The sequence below is a fragment of the Pseudophaeobacter sp. C1-32P7 genome, from assembly GCF_041008775.1.
GTDB lineage: Bacteria > Pseudomonadota > Alphaproteobacteria > Rhodobacterales > Rhodobacteraceae > Phycobacter > Phycobacter gallaeciensis_A.
Map to the genome: position 1 here is coordinate 31,445 of NZ_JAXGFR010000011.1, position 17,754 is coordinate 49,198.

Here is a 17,754-nt window from a genome sequence, read left to right on the forward strand (position 1 = left end):
CAGATGAATCACGCTAGGATCACGCCCATGAGCAGTTTCGATGAAATGGACGCCTTTGAGGGCGCTTCCCTCGCCGCCCGCGCCATGGCTGCGCGCCCCAAACCCTATCTGGACGGGCTGAACCCAGCCCAGCGGGACGCCGTGGAATGCCTGGACGGGCCGGTTCTGATGCTGGCGGGCGCAGGCACCGGCAAGACCAAGGCGCTGACCACCCGGATCGTGCATCTGCTGACCCTTGGACAGGCGCGCCCGAACGAGATCCTCGCCGTGACCTTTACCAACAAGGCCGCGCGCGAGATGAAAGAGCGGGTCGGCCGGATGCTGGGCCAGCCTGCCGAGGGCATGCCCTGGCTCGGCACCTTTCACTCGATCTGCGTCAAGCTGCTGCGCCGCCATGCGGAACTGGCCGGGCTGAAATCGAATTTCACCATCCTGGACACCGACGATCAGATCCGCCTGCTGAAGCAACTGATCCAAGCCGCCGGGATCGATGATAAACGCTGGCCCGCGCGGATGCTGGCCGGGATCATCGATGACTGGAAGAACCGCGCCCTGACACCGGAAAACGTGCCGGTGGCCGATGCCAGCGCCTATAACCATCGCGGCACCGAGTTCTACGCCCAGTATCAGGCCCGCCTGAAAGAATTGAATGCCGTCGATTTTGGCGATCTGCTGCTGCATATGGTGACGATTTTCCAGAACCATCCGGATGTGCTGTCTCAGTATCAACGCTGGTTCCGCTACATCATGGTCGACGAATATCAGGATACCAACGTCGCGCAGTATATGTGGCTGCGGCTGCTGGCGGCCGGGCACAAGAATATCTGCTGTGTCGGCGATGACGATCAATCGATCTATGGCTGGCGCGGCGCCGAGGTGGGCAATATCTTGCGGTTCGAAAAGGACTTTCCCGGTGCCAAGGTGGTGCGGCTGGAACAGAATTACCGTTCGACCGAGCATATTCTGGCGGCGGCCTCCGGCGTGATCCGGGGCAATGCAGGGCGTCTGGGCAAGGAGCTGTGGACCGAGGCAACCGGCGGCGAAAAGGTGGGCTTGATCGGCCATTGGGACGGTGAAGAAGAAGCGCGCTGGATCGGGGAAGAGATCGAAGCCATGCAGCGCGGCACCCGCGGGCAGGATCCGGTGGATCTGAACCAGATGGCGATTCTGGTGCGGGCCAGCCACCAGATGCGCGCCTTTGAGGACCGTTTCCTGACCATCGGTCTGCCCTACCGGGTGATTGGCGGGCCGCGATTCTACGAGCGGCTCGAGATTCGCGACGCCATGGCCTATTTCCGGCTGGTGGTCTCGCCCGAGGACGATCTGGCCTTTGAGCGCATCGTCAACACGCCCAAGCGGGGCCTTGGCGACAAGGCGCAGCAGAAGATCCAGATTGCGGCGCGCGAGAATGGCGTTTCGCTGCTCGAAGGGGCGCGGCTGGCCGTCGACAGCGGTGAGATCAAGGGCAAGGGCGGCGCGGCGCTGCGTCAGCTGACCGAGGATCTGCGCCGCTGGGGTCGGATGGCAGGCGATTCCGACATCACCCATATGGAGCTGGCCGAGATTATCCTCGATGAAAGCGGCTATACCACCATGTGGCAGATGGATAAGAACCCGGATAGCCCGGGCCGTCTGGAGAACCTCAAGGAACTGGTGAAGGCGCTGGAGAATTTCGAGAACCTGCAAGGCTTCCTCGAACACGTCAGCCTGGTGATGGACAACGATAAACAGGACGCCGAGCAGAAGGTCAGCATCATGACCCTGCACGCGGCCAAGGGTTTGGAGTTTCCGGCCGTCTTCCTGCCGGGCTGGGAGGATGGGTTGTTCCCCTCGCAGCGGTCGATGGATGAAAGCGGTCTTAAAGGTTTGGAAGAAGAGCGGCGCCTTGCCTATGTGGGCATCACCCGGGCGGAGAAGATCTGCACGATTTCCTTTGCGGGTAACCGCCGGGTCTTTGGCCAGTGGCAGTCGCAGCTGCCCTCGCGGTTCATTGATGAACTGCCCGAAGAACACGTGGAGGTGCTTACGCCGCCGGGCCTTTATGGTGGCGGCTATGGCGCTGCGGCGGGCGGTACGCCAGTGCAGTCCCGAATCGACGAACGGATGGCGCAGGCGGATGGCTATAATTCGCCGGGCTGGAAGCGCATGCAGGCGCGGGCCGGGGAGCGTGGGCTGTCGCAGCCAAGGGAAAGCCGCAATCAGGTGATCGATCTGACGGCGACCTCCAGCTTTACGATTGGAGAGCGGGTGTTTCACCAGAAGTTCGGTTATGGCGCGATCACCGGTATCGAAGGTGACAAGCTGGAAGTGGATTTCGAAAAGGCCGGGGTGAAAAAGGTGATCGCGAAATTCGTCACCGCCCATGACGATGTGCCGTTTTAAGCTGTTCCGGGGCAGATCCGCTTGCTCGCTGCTCTGACCGCCTTTTGATCTGAGAATGGAATGAATTGCCCCGTTGCAACGGCTGCGGCGCGAGAAGGGCGGGCGCGCAGCGGCTGGCGATGGTGTCGGGTGATTTCTGGGGTGCGTGAAATGCAAAAACGGCGGTGCCAGGGAGGAGGAAGGCACCGCCGTTCTTTTCAACATTCGGCCAAATGGGAGGAGAGACCGAATGTATCAGCGTCCGGGTCTGATCCCGGTATGAGGTGCGGCGACACCAGGGAGGAGGAGAGGTGCCGCCGCTCTGAACAACATCCGGCCAAATGGGAGGAGGGCCGGATGCATCAGGTCCCGGGTTTGAGCCCGGTATGAAGTGCGGCAGCACCAGGGAGGAGGAGAGGTGCCGCCGCTCTGAACAACATCCGGTCAAATGGGAGAAGAGACCGGATGTATCAGCGTCCGGGTTTGATCCCGGTATGAGGTGCGGCGACACCAGGGAGGAGGAGAGGTGTCGCCGCTCTGAACAACATCTGGTCAAAAGGGAGGAGAAGACCGGATGTATCAGATCCCGGGTTTGATCCCGGTATGGGGTGCGGTGACATCAGGGAGGAGGAAGATGTCACCGCGGAACACAGGCCCTTTAGGGAGGAGGAGAAAAGAGCCTGATCTCGGTTATGCGTTTTCGTATGCGGCTTGGTAGGCCAGACGTTTGATCATCGAGCGGTTCAGCCCCAGATCCGCCAGTTCGCGGTTCGACAGGGCGGAGAGCTCATTCAGGGTTTCGCGGTACAGACGGTAACGCGCGATTTTCAGTTTCAGCTCGTCGATCAGGCCCAGGCCGTTTGCGGCCAGCGAGCCCTTGTGGGCGGTGATGTGATTTACTGCAGCCATTGGGCAGATCCTCAGTTCCGTAAATTTCCGTGTGCCGTTAAAGGCGTTTCTTGAACACCAATTTAGGGAAATGCTGCAACTGCACAATCCCAAGAGTCAGCATTTCTGCCATGCAGCATTTGCATGGGTCATCTGGGGGAAGTGCGGAAAATTGGTGTGGTTTTGTGCGGGGTTGGAAAAATTGCCTATTCTTGCGGCGGTTTGTGTCTGGGATGTGTAAAGCTGCCGTTACGGCAATCGCGCTTGGGCTGGCGCGGACGCTCCTATATAGGGTGGGCGCCCAAAGAGGGGCAGGAAAGACAGGAGAGCGCCATGCCGGTGACCCACGATCAGATTCGCGCCGCGCTGGAGCGGCTGGCCTTGCCGGATGGGGGCACCCTGGTGTCCCGGGATATGTTGCGGGCGCTCAGTGTCGACGGTGACACCGTCCGCTTCGTGATCGAAGCGCCCAGCCCGGCGATTGCCCAGCAGATGGAACCCCTGCGCCGCGCCGCCGAAACGGCGGTCCTCGCTCTTGATGGCGTGTCCAGCGTGACGGCGGCGCTGACCGCGCATGCTCCGGCGGCATCCGCACCCGGTGGCGGGCAGGGGGCGCCCTCGCTCAAGGTCGGCGGCCACCCGAAACCGCAACAAGGGCCGATCAAGCCCGCTGGGGTGGCGCGCATTCTTGCCATCGCTTCGGGTAAGGGAGGCGTCGGTAAATCTACAGTCAGTGCCAATCTCGCGGTGGCCCTTGCGCGACAGGGGCGGCGGGTTGGTCTGCTGGATGCAGACATTTATGGTCCCAGCCAGCCGCGCATGATGGGGGTAACGGGCAGGCCTGCCAGCCCGGACGGCAAGACCATAGAGCCGCTGCACGCCCATGGCGTCACGGTGATGTCGATTGGCTTCATGGTGGATGAGGCAAAAGCCGTGGTCTGGCGCGGTCCGATGCTGATGGGCGCGTTGCAGCAGATGCTGGGGCAGGTCAATTGGGGAGAGCTGGACGTGCTGATCGTCGATCTGCCGCCCGGCACCGGTGATGTGCAACTGACGCTGTGCACCAAGGCAGAGCTGACCGGCGCCATCGTTGTCAGCACCCCGCAGGATGTGGCGCTGATCGACGCACGCAAGGCGCTGGACATGTTTGGTCAGCTGAAAACCCCGGTTCTGGGACTGATCGAGAATATGTCCTTCTTCACCTGTCCCGACTGCGGCGGCGATCATCACATCTTTGGTCATGGCGGGGTGGCGGCCGAGGCTGAAAAGCTGGGCTTGCCGCTTCTGGGGGCGCTGCCCATCGATCTTGAGACCCGCTTGGCGGGGGATGGTGGCACGCCTGTTGCCGCGGGCGAGGGGGCCATGGCCGAGGCCTATGGCCGGATTGCCTCTGGTCTGGTGCAGGGCGGTATGGCCTGATCCGGTTTTCCGGTCAGTCTGCATCTATCTGAATACACAATAGGTGCCGGGCTGCGCAGGCGGTCCGGTGTCTTCATTTTGTCGTGCAGGCCTGCCTCTGCCGTGATGTCCCGCCCCGGATGGGTCGCTGTTGCGGTCCCTGTTGCCTCTGCGAGGCGTCACCGCTCTGTGCTGGTGGGATGCGATCCCTTTGTCTGGGCGCGGGGCGGGCGGGGCCTGCCGGGGTGCGGCTTGATCTGGTGCGATCAGGCTGCGGTTTTGTGCCTCTGTCCCATGTCATCCCATTAGGACCTCCCAATTTTTTGTCCCGACCCTCGTGTAGTCGCGGTCGATGGGAAACCATGGGCCGCACTGCAGAGGTCGGGTCGTGGGAAATCATGGGCTCGCTGCGGTGGTTGCGGGTCCCGCCGCGAATCACATCTGCCCAATTCCATGGGGCCAAGGGGTGTTTCGCCTCTCCCTGCCCGGGTCGTTGCAGGAAGGGGTGGGGGTGTACCGTGAACATTGGTGTGTCCCGCGAGTGTCTTGAAACTTTTTCTGGGAAACTATGGGTCGTTTTGGGGCGTTGTTGTGGCCACTATATGTAGTTACTTATCATTAACCTTGCCCAAATTAGGCGGAATTTGGCCGAAGTGTTAATGAAAGGTTAACGGAAATTGAGGCATTTGGCCCATGCTTGCCCACGTTGCCGTGAAGAAATTAGTTGCCGTACCCTGAATTCCCATAGTATCCCTTTCTACATCGACAGAGAGCAAGGATGGGGCGTCAAACGACCCCGTAAAAATCAAAAAAAGCAGGTTTCATACAGGCCTTCGCTTTCATCGAACAAAGAGATCCGGCGCGCGGGCGAGCAGACATCCCCCCAGATGGCGTGCGCAGTCGGACACCCCCGCACAGCGGGACAGGCGGCGGGTTGATCAGTGGCAGCAGATCAGCCCGCCCCTTTTACTTTCGGGGGCAGATATCTCGCGAGGGACGCGAAAAAGGGACGGTAAATTGGGCCGCAGGTTCAGAGGCGAAAGCCACCATAAGGTGGACAGCAAGGGGCGGGTGTCGATACCCGCCACCTTTCGCCGTGTTCTTGAGGCCAGCGATCCCAACTGGCAGCCCGGGGACAGCCCCGAACTGGTAATCGTCTACGGCGATGAGCGCCGCAAATTCCTGGAATGCTACACCATCGAGGCGATCGACGAGGTCGACGCCAAGATTGCAGCCCTGCCGCGCGGCTCGCGCGAGCGGAAGATTTTGGAACGCATGTTCAACGGCCAGTCCCTGCCGACAACGGTGGACGAGACCGGGCGTCTGGTGCTTCCGGCCAAGCTGCGCAACAAGATCGGGCTGGAGGGTGAGGCTTTCTTTATCGCGGCGGGCGATACCTTCCAGATCTGGAAGCCGCAGACCTATGAAGAGGTCGAAATGGCCGAAGCTGAAAAGCTGATGGAAGATCTGCCCGAAGATTTCGACCCACTGGAATTTCTTGATGGCGCCGGAGGGGCCTGAGGCATGACGACCGAGCACACATCCGCATCTGGTCCTCATATCCCCGTCTTGCTGCGCCCGCTGTTGAAGGCAGTGGCGCCGGTGACCGGGCGTTGGCTTGATGGCACATTTGGGGCAGGGGGCTATACCCGCGCTCTGCTGGAGGCAGGTGCTGATCAGGTGATCGCGGTGGATCGCGACCCGCTGGCCTTTGAAATGGCCAAGTCTTGGGCGGGGGAGTATGGCGACCGGCTGGTGCAGCAGCAGGGCGTGTTTTCCCGTATGGATGAATACGCGCAGGATCTGGATGGCGTGGTGCTGGACCTTGGCGTCTCTTCGATGCAGCTCGATCTCGCCGAACGCGGCTTTTCCTTTATGAAGGACGGCCCACTGGATATGCGCATGTCGCAGAAAGGCCCCTCGGCCGCCGATCTGGTTGCGGAGCTGAGCGAAGCCGAGCTGGCCGACATCCTGTTCTACTATGGCGAAGAGCGCGCCAGTCGCCGGATCGCCCGCGCCATCGTCAAGGCGCGCGAGATTGAACCGATCACCACAACGTTGCAACTGGCCAGCCTGGTGGAATCCTGCCTGCCGCGCGCCAAACCCGGACAATCGCACCCGGCGACGCGCAGCTTTCAGGCGCTGCGCATTGCGGTGAACGCGGAATATGACGAGCTGTTCGAAGGTCTGCTGGCCGCTGAACGGGCGCTGAAACCCGGAGGGCTTCTGGCGGTGGTGACCTTCCATTCGGTCGAGGACCGCATGGTCAAACGGTTTTTCCAGCACCGCGCTGGCAAGACAGGGCGTGCAAACCGTTATGCCCCCGAAATCGAAGAGCAGCCCGCGCAGTTCGAAATTGTCACCCGCAAGGCGGTCGGCCCGGATGATCAGGAATTGGCGGAAAACCCGCGCTCCCGCTCGGCCCGCCTGCGCGTGGGGCGGCGAACCGATGCGGCACCTGCACCGATCTCGGCCCGCGATCTGGGCATGCCACAGCTAAAGGAGGCGCGGAAATGAAGACGCTTTTATACGCTGTCACCGCTCTGGCGGTTTTTGGTCTGGCCTTCTGGGCCTATCGCGAAAACTACGCCACGCAGCAGGTCCTGAAGGAAACCCGCAATCTGCAACGCGAGATCGGCGCCGCACAGGTGCGGCTGGGCGTTCTGCGCGCGGAATGGGCCTATCTCAACCGCCCCGACCGTCTGATCGGTCTTGCTGAGCTGAACTTTGACCGGCTGGGCCTTCTGCCGCTGCGCCCCGATCAGTTCGGTCGCGTGGACGAGGTGTCGTACCCGCTTGAGCAGGACTTCAGCATTGCAAACGGTGTCGATGTTTCCGGGTTGAACCGGGATCGCGGTGCAGGAGAGCAGCCATGATCCGCACGCCTCTGCGCCCTCTGGCTCGTATTCTGAACGCTCGCGCCGCCGGGCAGAACCCGGATGTCATCGAAGAAGAGAACATTCGCCTGCGGCACGAGGAAATGCAGGCGAAATCGCGCCAGCGTGCCGAAGGACGTCTTTTGGTTCTGGGCGTGTTTTTCCTTTGTGCCTATGCTGCGGTGATCGGCCGGATGGGCGTTCTGGCGACCTCTGAGCCAAGCGAGCCGGTAGCCAGCGCCGCAGGCAGCGCCATCGCTGCGCAGCGCGCCGATATCGTCGACCGGCAGGGCCGTATTCTGGCGACCAATTTCGAGACGCACTCTCTTTACGCGCAGCCGCCGCAGATGATCGACCCGGAGGGCGCCGCTACGCGCCTGGCCGAAATTTTCCCGGATCTGGACCGCGAAGATCTGGTCGCGGATTTCACTGGCAAGCGCAAGTTCCTGTGGATCAAGAAGAAAATCAGTCCCGAGCAGAAGCAGGCGGTGCATGATATCGGCGATCCCGGCCTCTTGTTCGGCCCGCGCGAGATGCGGCTTTACCCCAATGGCAGCGTCGCGGCCCATGTTCTAGGCGGCGCCGGTTTTGGCAAGGAAGGCGTTTCGGCAGCCGAGGTGATCGGTGTGGCCGGGGTAGAAAAACAATTCGACGAGTATCTGCGTGACCCCGGCAATGGCGATAAACCGCTGCAACTCTCGCTGGATCTGACCATTCAGGCTGCTGCTGAGCGGGTGCTGGATGGCGGCATGAAGCTGATGAACGCCAAGGGGGCCACCTCGATCCTGATGGATGTGCACACGGGTGAGGTGATTTCGGTGGTGTCGCTGCCGGATTTCGATCCCAACGAACGTCCGCGTCCACCCACCTCGGGGTTCGACCCGTCGGTTAGCCCGCTGTTCAACCGCGCGGTGCAGGGCGTTTATGAACTTGGCTCGACCTTCAAGATTTTCGCGGCAGCGCAGGCGATGGATCTGGGGTTGGTGACACCGGAGACCGTGATCGACACCCGTGGGCCGCTGCGCTGGGGCAAATTCGCGATCCGAGATTTCCACAACTACGGCAACGAGTTGTCGGTGACCGAGATCATCGAGAAATCCTCGAATATCGGCACCGCACGGCTGGCGCAGCAGATTGGCGCCGAGCGGCAGAGAAGCTTCCTCGGTGAGCTGGGCATGCTGGAGCCGACACCATTCGAAATCGTCGAGGCCAGCGGCGGCACGCCATTGACCCCGAAAAACTGGTCCGAGCTTTCGGCGATGACCATTTCCTACGGCCACGGAATTTCGACCACGCCGATGCATCTGGCGGCGGGTTATGCCGCCATTGCCAATGGCGGCTATCACGTCAGCCCGACGGTTCTGAAACAGCGGGGCGCTCAGCACGGTGAGCGTGTGCTTTCTGAAGAAGCAGCGAAGGCGGCCCGCACCATGCTACGCCGCGTGGTGACCGAAGGCACTGCCAGCTTTGCTCGGGTGCCCGGCTACCAGGTGGGCGGCAAGACTGGGACTGCGGACAAGCCACGCCCGCGCGGCGGCTATTACGAGGACAAGGTGATCGCCACCTTCGCCTCGATCTTTCCGGCGCAGGATCCAAAATACGTGCTGGTCGTGACGTTGGATGAACCTTCGGTCTTCGCCTATGACGAAGAGCGCCGCACGGCAGGCTGGACCGCTGTGCCGGTGGCGGCCGAGATGATCAAGCGGGTCGCGCCGCTGCTGGGGCTGAGACCGCAAGTTGAACCCACCGAGGTGGCTGATATAACCCTCACCTCTAACTGACTCAGGTGAGGGCGCCTCATGAGCCGCAATACCCCGCAAGACAGACCGGACCCACGTCCCCTCAGCCAACTGGGGCTCACCGCCCGTGGCGGCGCGGACCCGATGATTTCCGATCTGGTGGTCGACAGTCGCCGGGTGGGCGATGGTGCGCTTTTTGCGGCTCTGCCCGGCAGTCAGGTGCATGGCGCCAATTTCATTCCCGCTGCCCTGCAACAGGGCGCAGCGGCAATCCTGACCGATGCCGCCGGGGCCGAGATTGCAGCCCGCCCCCTGTCCGAAAGCCACGCGGCGCTGATCGTTGTCGAGGATCCGCGGCAGGTGCTGGCCTATACCGCCGCCCTGTGGTTCGGCGCCCAGCCACAGAACATGGTTGCGGTGACTGGCACCAATGGTAAAACGTCGGTTGCGACCTTTGTGCGGCAGATCTGGATGGCGCTGGGCCATGAGGCCGTGAATCTTGGCACCACTGGGGTCGAAGGCGCCTGGAGCTACCCTCTGGCCCACACCACGCCCGAGCCTATCACTCTGCACCGCGCCCTTGCGGCAGCGGCAAAGGCCGGTGTCACACATGCCGCGATGGAGGCGTCTTCGCACGGGCTGGATCAGCGGCGCCTTGACGGGGTGCAGCTGGCGGCAGCGGGTTTTACCAATTTCACCCAGGATCATCTGGATTATCACCACACCTTCGAAGAGTATTTCGCAGCCAAAGCGGGTCTCTTTCGCCGGGTGCTGCCGGACGAGGGCGTCGCGGTGATCAATATGGACGATGCCCGGGGCGCCGAAATGCGCGCCATCGCGGCGGGACGCGGACAAGAGGTGATTACCGTGGGGCGCGGCCTTGGCGATCTTTCGCTGGTGGGGCAGCGCTATGACGGCACCGGGCAGGACATAAGGTTCTCGTGGCACGACAGACCTTTCATGGCCCGGTTGAACCTCATTGGCGGCTTTCAGGCGGAAAACGTGCTGATGGCCTGTGGGCTGGTGATCGCCAGTGGCGAAGAGCCCGAACGCGTTTTTGAAACGCTGCACGAGCTGACGACGGTGCGCGGACGGATGCAGTTGGCGGCGACCCGTGAGAACGGCGCCTCTGTCTTTGTGGATTATGCCCATACGCCCGATGCAGTCGCTACCGCGATCAAGGCGCTGCGCCCGCATGTTTTGGGCCGTCTCGTTGCCATCGTCGGCGCCGGCGGTGACCGGGATGCGGGTAAACGACCGCTGATGGGGCAGGCGGCGCATGACAATGCTGATGTGGTTATCGTCACCGACGACAACCCGCGCAGCGAAGATCCGGCCGTGATCCGGGCCGCCGTCAAAGGCGGCGCACCCGACGCGATAGAAGTGGGCGACCGCGCCGAGGCGATCCTGCGCGGCGTTGCAATGCTCGAGCCGGGCGATGCGCTGCTCATCTGCGGCAAGGGGCACGAAACCGGACAGGTCGTCGGCAGCGATGTGCTGCCCTTTGATGATGTGGAACAGGCGAGCATGGCGGTGGCCGTACTCGACGGGAAAACCGTATGAGCGCGCCGCTGTGGACCGCGGCCGAGGCCGCCGCCGCAACCGGCGGTGAGGTGCGCGGCGACTGGCAGGTCAATGGCGTTTCCATCGACACCCGCACCCTGCAGCCCGGTGATTTGTTCGTGGCGCTGAAGGCCGCGCGCGATGGCCATGATTATGTCGCTCAGGCGCTGCAGGCCGGTGCAGGCGCGGCGCTGGTTTCACGTATTCCCGAAGGCCTGCCCAAGGAAGCGCCGCTGCTGGTCGTCGAGGATGTGCAAAAGGGACTTGAGGCGCTGGGCCGTGCCGGACGTGCGCGCACCAATGCGCGCGTGGTGGCAGTGACCGGCTCGGTCGGCAAAACCTCGACCAAGGAAATGCTGGCGCGGATCCTGTCGGATCAGGGTCGTACCCATGCCGCCGTCGCCAGCTACAACAACCACTGGGGCGTGCCGCTGACGCTGGCGCGGATGCCACAGGATACGGAATTCGCCGTCATCGAGATCGGCATGAACCACCCGGGTGAAATTGAGCCGCTGGCGCGGCAGGCCCGCCCGCATGTGGCGATGATCACCACCGTGGCCGCCGTGCATCTGGAGGCCTTTGATGACGTCGCCGGAATCGCTCGTGAAAAGGCAGCGATTTTGGATGGGCTGGAGCCGGGCGGTATCGCCGTGCTCAACGCTGATATCGACGAGGCCCCGGTCCTGCGGCAACGGGCGGAACAGCTGGACGTTTCGGCGCAATGGTTTGGCGCAAGCGCACCCGATGCGCGGCTGATCGCAACGCAGGTGACAGGCGAGGAAACCGTGGCCAGGGCCGAAATCCTAGGTGCTGAGGCCGAGTTGCATATCCAGTCACTGGGCGCGCATTTTGCCATGAATGCGCTAGGAGCGCTGCTTTGCGTCAATGCGCTGGGCGTTGATCTGGCAGAGGCCATCCGCAGTCTGGCGCTGTGGTCGCCGGTGACCGGGCGCGGCGCGCGCGAAATGGTGGAGCTGCCACAGGGGCAGGTTCTGCTTCTGGATGACAGTTACAATGCCAATCCAACCTCGGTGAAGGCGGCGCTGGACGTGCTGGCGGCCACCCCGGTGGCAGAGGGCGGGAGTAGGATTGCCTATCTTGGCGATATGAAAGAGCTGGGACCGGAGGAGGTCGCACTGCATGCGGATCTTGCCCGCCATCCTGCCATCGCAGAAATCGATCAGATCCATTGCGTCGGGCCGCTGATGCAGCATCTGGCAGAGGCCTTGCCGGATGAAAAACGTGGCGGCTGGCACGCGGACAGCGCGGCAGCAAAGGCTGATCTTCCGGGGCAGATTGGGGCTGGCGACGTGGTTCTGGTCAAAGGCTCGCTCAGCATGAAGCTCGCCTCCATCGTTGACGGGATCCGCGATTTGGGTCATGGCAGCCGGAACTCTGATGCAAATTCTACCAAGTGAGGACTGGCTGATATGCTTTATTGGCTGACGGCGCTGTCGGATGGCGGTGATTTTTTCAACCTCTTCCGCTACATTACCTTCCGGGCCGGAGGGGCCTTCATGACGGCGCTGGTCTTTGGCTTCCTGTTCGGCAGGCCGCTGATCGATGTGCTGCGCAAGCGGCAGGGCAAGGGGCAGCCGATCCGCGACGACGGACCCGAAGGGCATTTCTCCAAGGCCGGGACCCCGACCATGGGAGGTTTGCTGATCGTCGGCGCCTTGCTGACCTCGACGTTGCTCTGGGCGCGCTGGGACAATCCCTTTGTCTGGCTGGTGCTGTTCGTGACGCTGGCCTTCGCGCTGATTGGCTTTGCCGATGATTATGCCAAGGTGTCGAAACAGAACACGGCCGGGGTGCCGGGCAAGCTGCGGCTGGGCCTTGGCATTCTGATCGCCGTGGTCGCGGCGGTCTGGGCCTCGGCCTATCACGGGGCAGAGCTGCAGAACCAGCTGGCAATGCCCGTGTTCAAGGACACGCTGATCAATCTGGGCCTGTTCTACATTCCCTTCACCGTCTGCGTGATCGTGGGATCGGCCAATGCGGTGAATCTGACCGATGGTCTGGACGGTCTGGCCATCGTGCCGGCGATGATCGCCGGGCTGACGCTGGGAGTGATCGCCTATGTTGTGGGGAGGGCCGACTTTTCCCAGTATCTGGACGTGCACTACGTCAAGGACACCGGTGAGATCTTTATCTTCACCATGGCGCTGTTCGGCGCCGGGCTTGGCTTTCTTTGGTACAATGCGCCGCCTGCAGCGGTGTTCATGGGGGATACCGGTTCGCTGGCCTTGGGCGGTGCGCTGGGTGCCATCGCGGTGGCCACAAAACACGAGCTGGTGCTGGCCATCGTTGGCGGGCTTTTCGTGGTCGAGGCGCTGAGCGTGATCATTCAGGTGCTCTATTTCAAACGCACCGGCCGCCGGGTGTTCCTGATGGCGCCGATTCACCATCACTATGAGAAAAAGGGCTGGGCGGAGCCGACCATCGTGATCCGGTTCTGGATTATCTCGCTGATCCTGGCGATGATTGGTCTGGCAACGCTGAAAGTGCGCTGAGCACTTGCACGTCATAAGGTCGAAAAAGGAGGCTGCGGCCTCCTTTTTTGTGCGGCGGTCTTACGCTTGGCATGCGGAAAACGCCCGCCCCCTTCGACGGGTAGGCCCGCCTGTCACGGGGGGGGGCGTGGCGCGCGCAAAATGCGCGCACGGGGGTGGTTTGCGGCGGCTTGCAAAGGCCGTGGTGGCGGTGCACTCTGCGCCGAAATTTGATCAAAGGATGAGGGCGGTCATGATCCCGGTCAGAGGGTTTGAAGGGGCGCGGGTCGCCGTTCTGGGATTGGGGCGCTCCGGCCTTGCTACGGCGCGGGCCCTCAGGGCTGGCGGCGCCGAGGCGATCTGCTGGGATGACAACCCGGAGGCGCGGGAACGGGCCGAGGCAGAGGGGTTCTCCTGCGCCGATCTGAGCCGGGCTGGTGCCTTTGACGGGATCGCCAGCCTGATCGTGTCCCCGGGTATTCCGCATCTCTACCCAAAGCCCAACCCGGTTGTGCGCGCGGCCCTGATGGCCGGGGTGCCGGTGGACAATGACATCGGGCTGTTCTTCCGCTCTGTCGCGACAGGAGAATGGGACAAGTTCGACCAGCCGCCCAAGGTGGTGGCCATCACCGGATCGAACGGTAAATCCACCACCGTCGCATTGTTGCAGCATATCCTTGAGCAGGCCGGGCGCGACAGCCAGATGGCGGGCAATATCGGCCGCGGGGTTCTGGATATCGACCCACCGGGCAATGGCGGCGTGATCGTGCTGGAACTGTCCAGCTATCAGACCGAACTGGCGCGGGCGCTGACCCCGGATGTGGCGGTCTTCACCAACCTCAGCCCGGATCATCTGGACCGGCATGGCGGCATGGGCGGCTATTTCGCGGCCAAGCGGCGCCTGTTCGCAGAAGGCGGCCCTGATCGCGCCATCGTCGGTATCGATGAGGATGAAGGGCTGTTTCTGGCCGGACAACTGTCCGAGGCCGCCAGTGATGACCGGGTGATCCGCATCTCGGCAGCGCAGAAGCTGACAGGGCCGGGTTGGCAGGTGTTTGCCCGCAAAGGGTTCCTCAGCGAATATCGCAAGGGGCGGCAGGTGGCCTCGATCGATCTGCGCCCGATGCAGGGCTTGCCGGGGGCGCATAACCATCAGAATGCCTGCGCCGCCTATGCCGCCGCGCGGGCGCTAGGGCTGGCGCCGCGGATGATCGAAGGTGGGTTGGAGAGCTATCCCGGTCTGCCGCACCGCAGCCAGACCATCGCCGAGGCGGGCGGGGTGCGCTACGTCAACGACAGCAAGGCCACCAATGTGGACAGCGCAGTGAAGGCGCTGAGCGCTTTTGGCAATATCCGCTGGATCTGCGGCGGACTGGAAAAGGATGGCGGGCTGGAGGCTCTGAAAGGTCACACAGGTTCTGTGCGCCGGGCCTATGTGATCGGCCGCGAGGCGGCGACCTTTGCCATGCAGTTGGATGTGGACGCTGTGGTCTGCACCACCATGGGTGAGGCAGTGGCGCAGGCGATGGCAGAGGCTGAGCCGGGCGACACGGTTTTGCTCGCCCCGTCAGCGGCCAGTTTCGATCAATATGACAACTTCGAGCAGCGCGGTGAGGATTTCATCGCTGAGGTCACGCGCAGATTGGAAAACGGTTAAGGGCTTCGGGCTCACCCAAGCGGAAATCCGTTTCGGTTCCACCCTCGTCCTGCTTCTGCCCTGCCAAACCCGCCTTTGCGGCGCAAGCAAAATGGCCGTCTCCCCGCCGCTGGCGGGGCCCCTCGGCAATTTGACTGGCGCCCCTGCGACGGATTTGACTGCCGGGCCGCAGGCGAGGGCGGCTCCGAAGCGGAAATCCGGGCGCTCGATCAGGGGCGGTGATCAGCGGGTGGCGGCGATGGCTGTACCTGCGGCATGGCCCGAGGCCCAGGCCCACTGGAAGTTGTAACCGCCAAGCCAGCCAGTCACATCCACCGCCTCGCCAATTGCGTAAAGACCGGGGCGGGATTTGGCCTGCATGGTTTTTGAGGAGAGCGCATCGGTGTCGATGCCGCCCAGGGTGACTTCGGCGGTGCGGTAGCCTTCGGTGCCGCCGGGTGTCAGCTGCCATTGGTTGAGTTGATCACAGAGGGCTTGCAAGGCGGCGTCGGATTGGTCGGCGAGGCGGGCCGTCAGGTCGTAGGCCGGGGTGAGCGCCTCTTTCAGATAATCCACCAACCGGGCAGGAAGGTGGCGGGCCAGTTCGGTGGCAATCGCGCGCTTGCCCGCGATCTGCCGCTGGCTGCGCAGCGCCGCGAAAATATCGGTTTCGGGAGCGAGGGTGACTGTGATCGCCTCTCCTTCGTGCCAGTAGGAGGAGAGCTGCAGTACCGCGGGGCCGGAGAGGCCGCGGTGTGTGAAGAGCAGCGCCTCGTCGAAACTGGCGCGCGCGTTGGAAAGGCGCGCGGGCAGGGATACACCGGCCAGGGCGGAAAAGCGTCCTTCGGGGAAGGTGAAGGGGACAAGGCCGGGGCGGGTCGCGGTCACCGGCAGGGCGAACTGGCGGGCGATGTCATAGGCCAAGCCGGTGGCGCCCATCTTGGGGATGGATTTGCCGCCCGTCGCCAGAACCAGATTGCGGCAGGTGACGTGGTGATCCTTGCCGTCTTTGGTCAGTGTCAGGGCAAAGCCATCATCGCGCTGTTCAACGGGGCCTACGGAGGTCTGCAGCCACAATTCGGCCCCGGCCTTTGCCATCTCTGATGTCAGCATCGAGACGATCTGTTTCGCTGAGCCGTCGCAAAAAAGCTGCCCGAGGGTTTTCTCGTGCCAGGCGATACCGTGGCGGTCCACGAGTGAGATGAAATCCCATTGCGTATAGCGCGCCATCGCGGATTTGCAGAAATGAGGGTTGCCAGAGAGGTAGTTGCTCGGATCGGCGTAAAGGTTGGTGAAGTTGCAGCGCCCGCCACCGGAAATGCGGATCTTTTCGCCCGGCGCCTTGGCGTGGTCGACCACCAGCGTGCTGCCGCCGGTATGGGCTGCGCACATCATGCCTGCTGCGCCGGCGCCAAGAATCACGGTGTTTACCTGCATAAGGGCATCGACCATGGAATGACCTCTCGCGCAAGGGAGCTGTCCCGGGCGCAAAATCCTGCCGCGCCGGGATCAAGACACTGGTCTGATCACGGGTTTCGCGTTACTGTTCCATTACAGACCCCGAAAAACGGGGCGTATCACGAGGCAAAGAGCGGCGGTGTTTCCATGACTGAGATGGTCTATGGTGCGGTTCCTGTACAATCAGGTGAACCTATTCTTCCCAAATGGTGGCGAACCTTGGACAAATGGACGATGTCCTGCGTCCTGATGTTGTTCGTGCTGGGGTTGCTTCTGGGGCTTGCAGCCTCAGTGCCGCTGGCCGAGCGCAACGGGTTCGGCAATTTCCACTATGTGCAGCGACAAGCGGTGTTTGGCGGGGCGGCTCTGGTCGCCATGGTGCTGACCTCGATGATGTCGCCGACGCTGGTGCGGCGGCTTGCGATCATCGGCTTTGCTCTTGCCTTTGTGGCGCTGGCGCTGCTGCCCATTTTCGGGACCGATTTCGGCAAAGGCGCGGTACGCTGGTATTCGCTGGGCTTTGCATCGCTGCAGCCGTCCGAGTTCCTGAAGCCCGGTTTTGTCGTGGTTGCGGCCTGGATGATTGCCTCGAGCCAGCAGATCAACGGCCCGCCGGGCACGCTGATTTCCTTTGGCCTGTGCATGAGCGTGGTGCTGATGCTGGTGATGCAGCCCGATTTTGGTCAGGCCTCGCTGACGTTGTTCGGCTGGGGCGTGATGTATTTTGTGGCCGGGGCGCCGATGCTCCTTTTGGTTGGCATGGCGGCGGTTGTGGTCATGGGCGGTGTGATGGCCTATTCCAGTTCCGAACACTTTGCCCGCCGCATCGACGGCTTTCTGAACCCGGATATCGATCCCACTACCCAGCTTGGCTATGCCACCAATGCTATCCGCGAAGGCGGGCTGTTCGGCGTTGGAGTCGGGGAGGGGCAGGTGAAATGGTCGCTGCCTGATGCCCATACCGATTTCATCGTCGCGGTTGCTGCCGAGGAATACGGGCTGGTTCTGGTCACGGTGCTGATCGGGCTTTACGCCACGGTGGTTGTGCGCTCGCTGTTTCGTCTGATGCGCGAGCGCGATACATTCGTGCGGCTCGCGGGGACAGGCTTGGTCTGCATGTTCGGGGTGCAGGCCATGATCAACATGGGGGTTGCGGTGCGGCTCTTGCCGGCCAAGGGCATGACCCTGCCATTCGTCAGCTATGGCGGCTCTTCGCTGATCGCGACGGGCATTGCCATGGGAATGCTGCTGGCCTTTACCCGTTCGCGCCCGCAGGGTGAGATTGCAGATTATCTGCGTGGCCGCGGTCGCGGCTGACGCATTAGGTACGAAACGACGCGGGT

At 62.6% G+C, this 17,754-nt stretch carries 13 protein-coding genes; 11 read left to right on the forward strand and 2 right to left on the reverse strand.

All coding sequences use genetic code 11. The features are described 5' to 3' along the window. Nucleotides 1–27: 27 nt before the first annotated feature. A complete protein-coding gene (locus tag SM763_RS15855) occupies nucleotides 28–2,382 on the forward strand; it encodes an ATP-dependent helicase (RefSeq protein WP_368999132.1) in 2,355 nt (784 codons plus the stop codon). A 669-nt stretch (nucleotides 2,383–3,051) separates the two neighbouring features. Here the strand turns inward: SM763_RS15855 and SM763_RS15860 are convergent. Continuing rightward, a complete protein-coding gene (locus tag SM763_RS15860) occupies nucleotides 3,052–3,270 on the reverse strand; it encodes a DUF1127 domain-containing protein (protein ID WP_274828928.1) in 219 nt (72 codons plus the stop codon). A 312-nt stretch (nucleotides 3,271–3,582) separates the two neighbouring features. Between SM763_RS15860 and SM763_RS15865 the strand changes: the two genes are divergently transcribed. The 9 genes from SM763_RS15865 (at nucleotide 3,583) to murD (ending at nucleotide 14,974) form a co-directional block, all read left to right on the forward strand. Beyond that, entirely contained in the window at nucleotides 3,583–4,668 is a 1,086-nt protein-coding gene (locus tag SM763_RS15865) for an Mrp/NBP35 family ATP-binding protein (protein ID WP_368999133.1), read from the forward strand. 996 nt (nucleotides 4,669–5,664) lie between these two features. After that, a complete protein-coding gene (gene mraZ, locus SM763_RS15870) occupies nucleotides 5,665–6,168 on the forward strand; it encodes a division/cell wall cluster transcriptional repressor MraZ (protein ID WP_368999134.1) in 504 nt (167 codons plus the stop codon). A 3-nt stretch (nucleotides 6,169–6,171) separates the two neighbouring features. After that, on the forward strand, nucleotides 6,172–7,164 hold the full coding sequence (rsmH, locus tag SM763_RS15875; protein WP_368999135.1) for a 16S rRNA (cytosine(1402)-N(4))-methyltransferase RsmH: 993 nt from the start codon (nucleotides 6,172–6,174) through the stop codon (nucleotides 7,162–7,164). Further along, entirely contained in the window at nucleotides 7,161–7,523 is a 363-nt protein-coding gene (gene ftsL, locus SM763_RS15880) for a cell division protein FtsL (protein ID WP_274831768.1), read from the forward strand. Before rsmH ends, ftsL begins: the two co-directional genes overlap by 4 nt. Next, on the forward strand, nucleotides 7,520–9,304 hold the full coding sequence (locus SM763_RS15885; protein ID WP_368999136.1) for a peptidoglycan D,D-transpeptidase FtsI family protein: 1,785 nt from the start codon (nucleotides 7,520–7,522) through the stop codon (nucleotides 9,302–9,304). The genes ftsL and SM763_RS15885 overlap by 4 nt, the downstream gene beginning before the upstream one ends. 18 nt (nucleotides 9,305–9,322) lie before the next feature. Further along, nucleotides 9,323–10,825: a UDP-N-acetylmuramoyl-L-alanyl-D-glutamate--2,6-diaminopimelate ligase gene (locus tag SM763_RS15890; RefSeq protein WP_368999137.1), complete on the forward strand. Its 1,503-nt coding sequence runs from the start codon at nucleotides 9,323–9,325 to the stop codon at nucleotides 10,823–10,825. After that, a complete protein-coding gene (locus tag SM763_RS15895) occupies nucleotides 10,822–12,243 on the forward strand; it encodes a UDP-N-acetylmuramoyl-tripeptide--D-alanyl-D-alanine ligase (RefSeq protein WP_368999138.1) in 1,422 nt (473 codons plus the stop codon). Before SM763_RS15890 ends, SM763_RS15895 begins: the two co-directional genes overlap by 4 nt. 12 nt (nucleotides 12,244–12,255) lie before the next feature. Further along, on the forward strand, nucleotides 12,256–13,338 hold the full coding sequence (gene mraY / locus SM763_RS15900) for a phospho-N-acetylmuramoyl-pentapeptide-transferase (RefSeq protein WP_065273045.1): 1,083 nt from the start codon (nucleotides 12,256–12,258) through the stop codon (nucleotides 13,336–13,338). A gap of 232 nt (nucleotides 13,339–13,570) precedes the next feature. Further along, on the forward strand, nucleotides 13,571–14,974 hold the full coding sequence (murD, locus tag SM763_RS15905) for a UDP-N-acetylmuramoyl-L-alanine--D-glutamate ligase (RefSeq protein ID WP_274833466.1): 1,404 nt from the start codon (nucleotides 13,571–13,573) through the stop codon (nucleotides 14,972–14,974). A 222-nt stretch (nucleotides 14,975–15,196) separates the two neighbouring features. Here murD and SM763_RS15910 read toward each other — a convergent pair whose 3' ends face one another. After that, on the reverse strand, nucleotides 15,197–16,390 hold the full coding sequence (locus tag SM763_RS15910; RefSeq protein WP_368999198.1) for a BaiN/RdsA family NAD(P)/FAD-dependent oxidoreductase: 1,194 nt from the start codon (nucleotides 16,388–16,390) through the stop codon (nucleotides 15,197–15,199). A 168-nt stretch (nucleotides 16,391–16,558) separates the two neighbouring features. On the opposite strand from SM763_RS15910, the gene ftsW reads away from it, so the two are divergent. Beyond that, nucleotides 16,559–17,728: a putative lipid II flippase FtsW gene (ftsW, locus tag SM763_RS15915; protein WP_274831772.1), complete on the forward strand. Its 1,170-nt coding sequence runs from the start codon at nucleotides 16,559–16,561 to the stop codon at nucleotides 17,726–17,728. The last annotated feature ends 26 nt before the right edge of the window (nucleotides 17,729–17,754 follow it).

Excerpts from the sequence above, each read along its gene's own strand:
- ftsW (WP_274831772.1), top strand. The coding sequence starts at position 16,559 with ATGACTGAGATGGTCTATGGTGCGGTTCCTGTACAATCAGGTGAACCT.
- SM763_RS15860 (WP_274828928.1), bottom strand. The coding sequence starts at position 3,270 with ATGGCTGCAGTAAATCACATCACCGCCCACAAGGGCTCGCTGGCCGCA.
- SM763_RS15895 (WP_368999138.1), top strand. The coding sequence starts at position 10,822 with ATGAGCGCGCCGCTGTGGACCGCGGCCGAGGCCGCCGCCGCAACCGGC.
- SM763_RS15910 (WP_368999198.1), bottom strand. The coding sequence starts at position 16,390 with ATGCAGGTAAACACCGTGATTCTTGGCGCCGGCGCAGCAGGCATGATG.
- ftsL (WP_274831768.1), top strand. The coding sequence starts at position 7,161 with ATGAAGACGCTTTTATACGCTGTCACCGCTCTGGCGGTTTTTGGTCTG.
- SM763_RS15855 (WP_368999132.1), top strand. The coding sequence starts at position 28 with ATGAGCAGTTTCGATGAAATGGACGCCTTTGAGGGCGCTTCCCTCGCC.
- SM763_RS15890 (WP_368999137.1), top strand. The coding sequence starts at position 9,323 with ATGAGCCGCAATACCCCGCAAGACAGACCGGACCCACGTCCCCTCAGC.
- rsmH (WP_368999135.1), top strand. The coding sequence starts at position 6,172 with ATGACGACCGAGCACACATCCGCATCTGGTCCTCATATCCCCGTCTTG.
- SM763_RS15865 (WP_368999133.1), top strand. The coding sequence starts at position 3,583 with ATGCCGGTGACCCACGATCAGATTCGCGCCGCGCTGGAGCGGCTGGCC.
- SM763_RS15885 (WP_368999136.1), top strand. The coding sequence starts at position 7,520 with ATGATCCGCACGCCTCTGCGCCCTCTGGCTCGTATTCTGAACGCTCGC.
- mraY (WP_065273045.1), top strand. The coding sequence starts at position 12,256 with ATGCTTTATTGGCTGACGGCGCTGTCGGATGGCGGTGATTTTTTCAAC.
- murD (WP_274833466.1), top strand. The coding sequence starts at position 13,571 with ATGATCCCGGTCAGAGGGTTTGAAGGGGCGCGGGTCGCCGTTCTGGGA.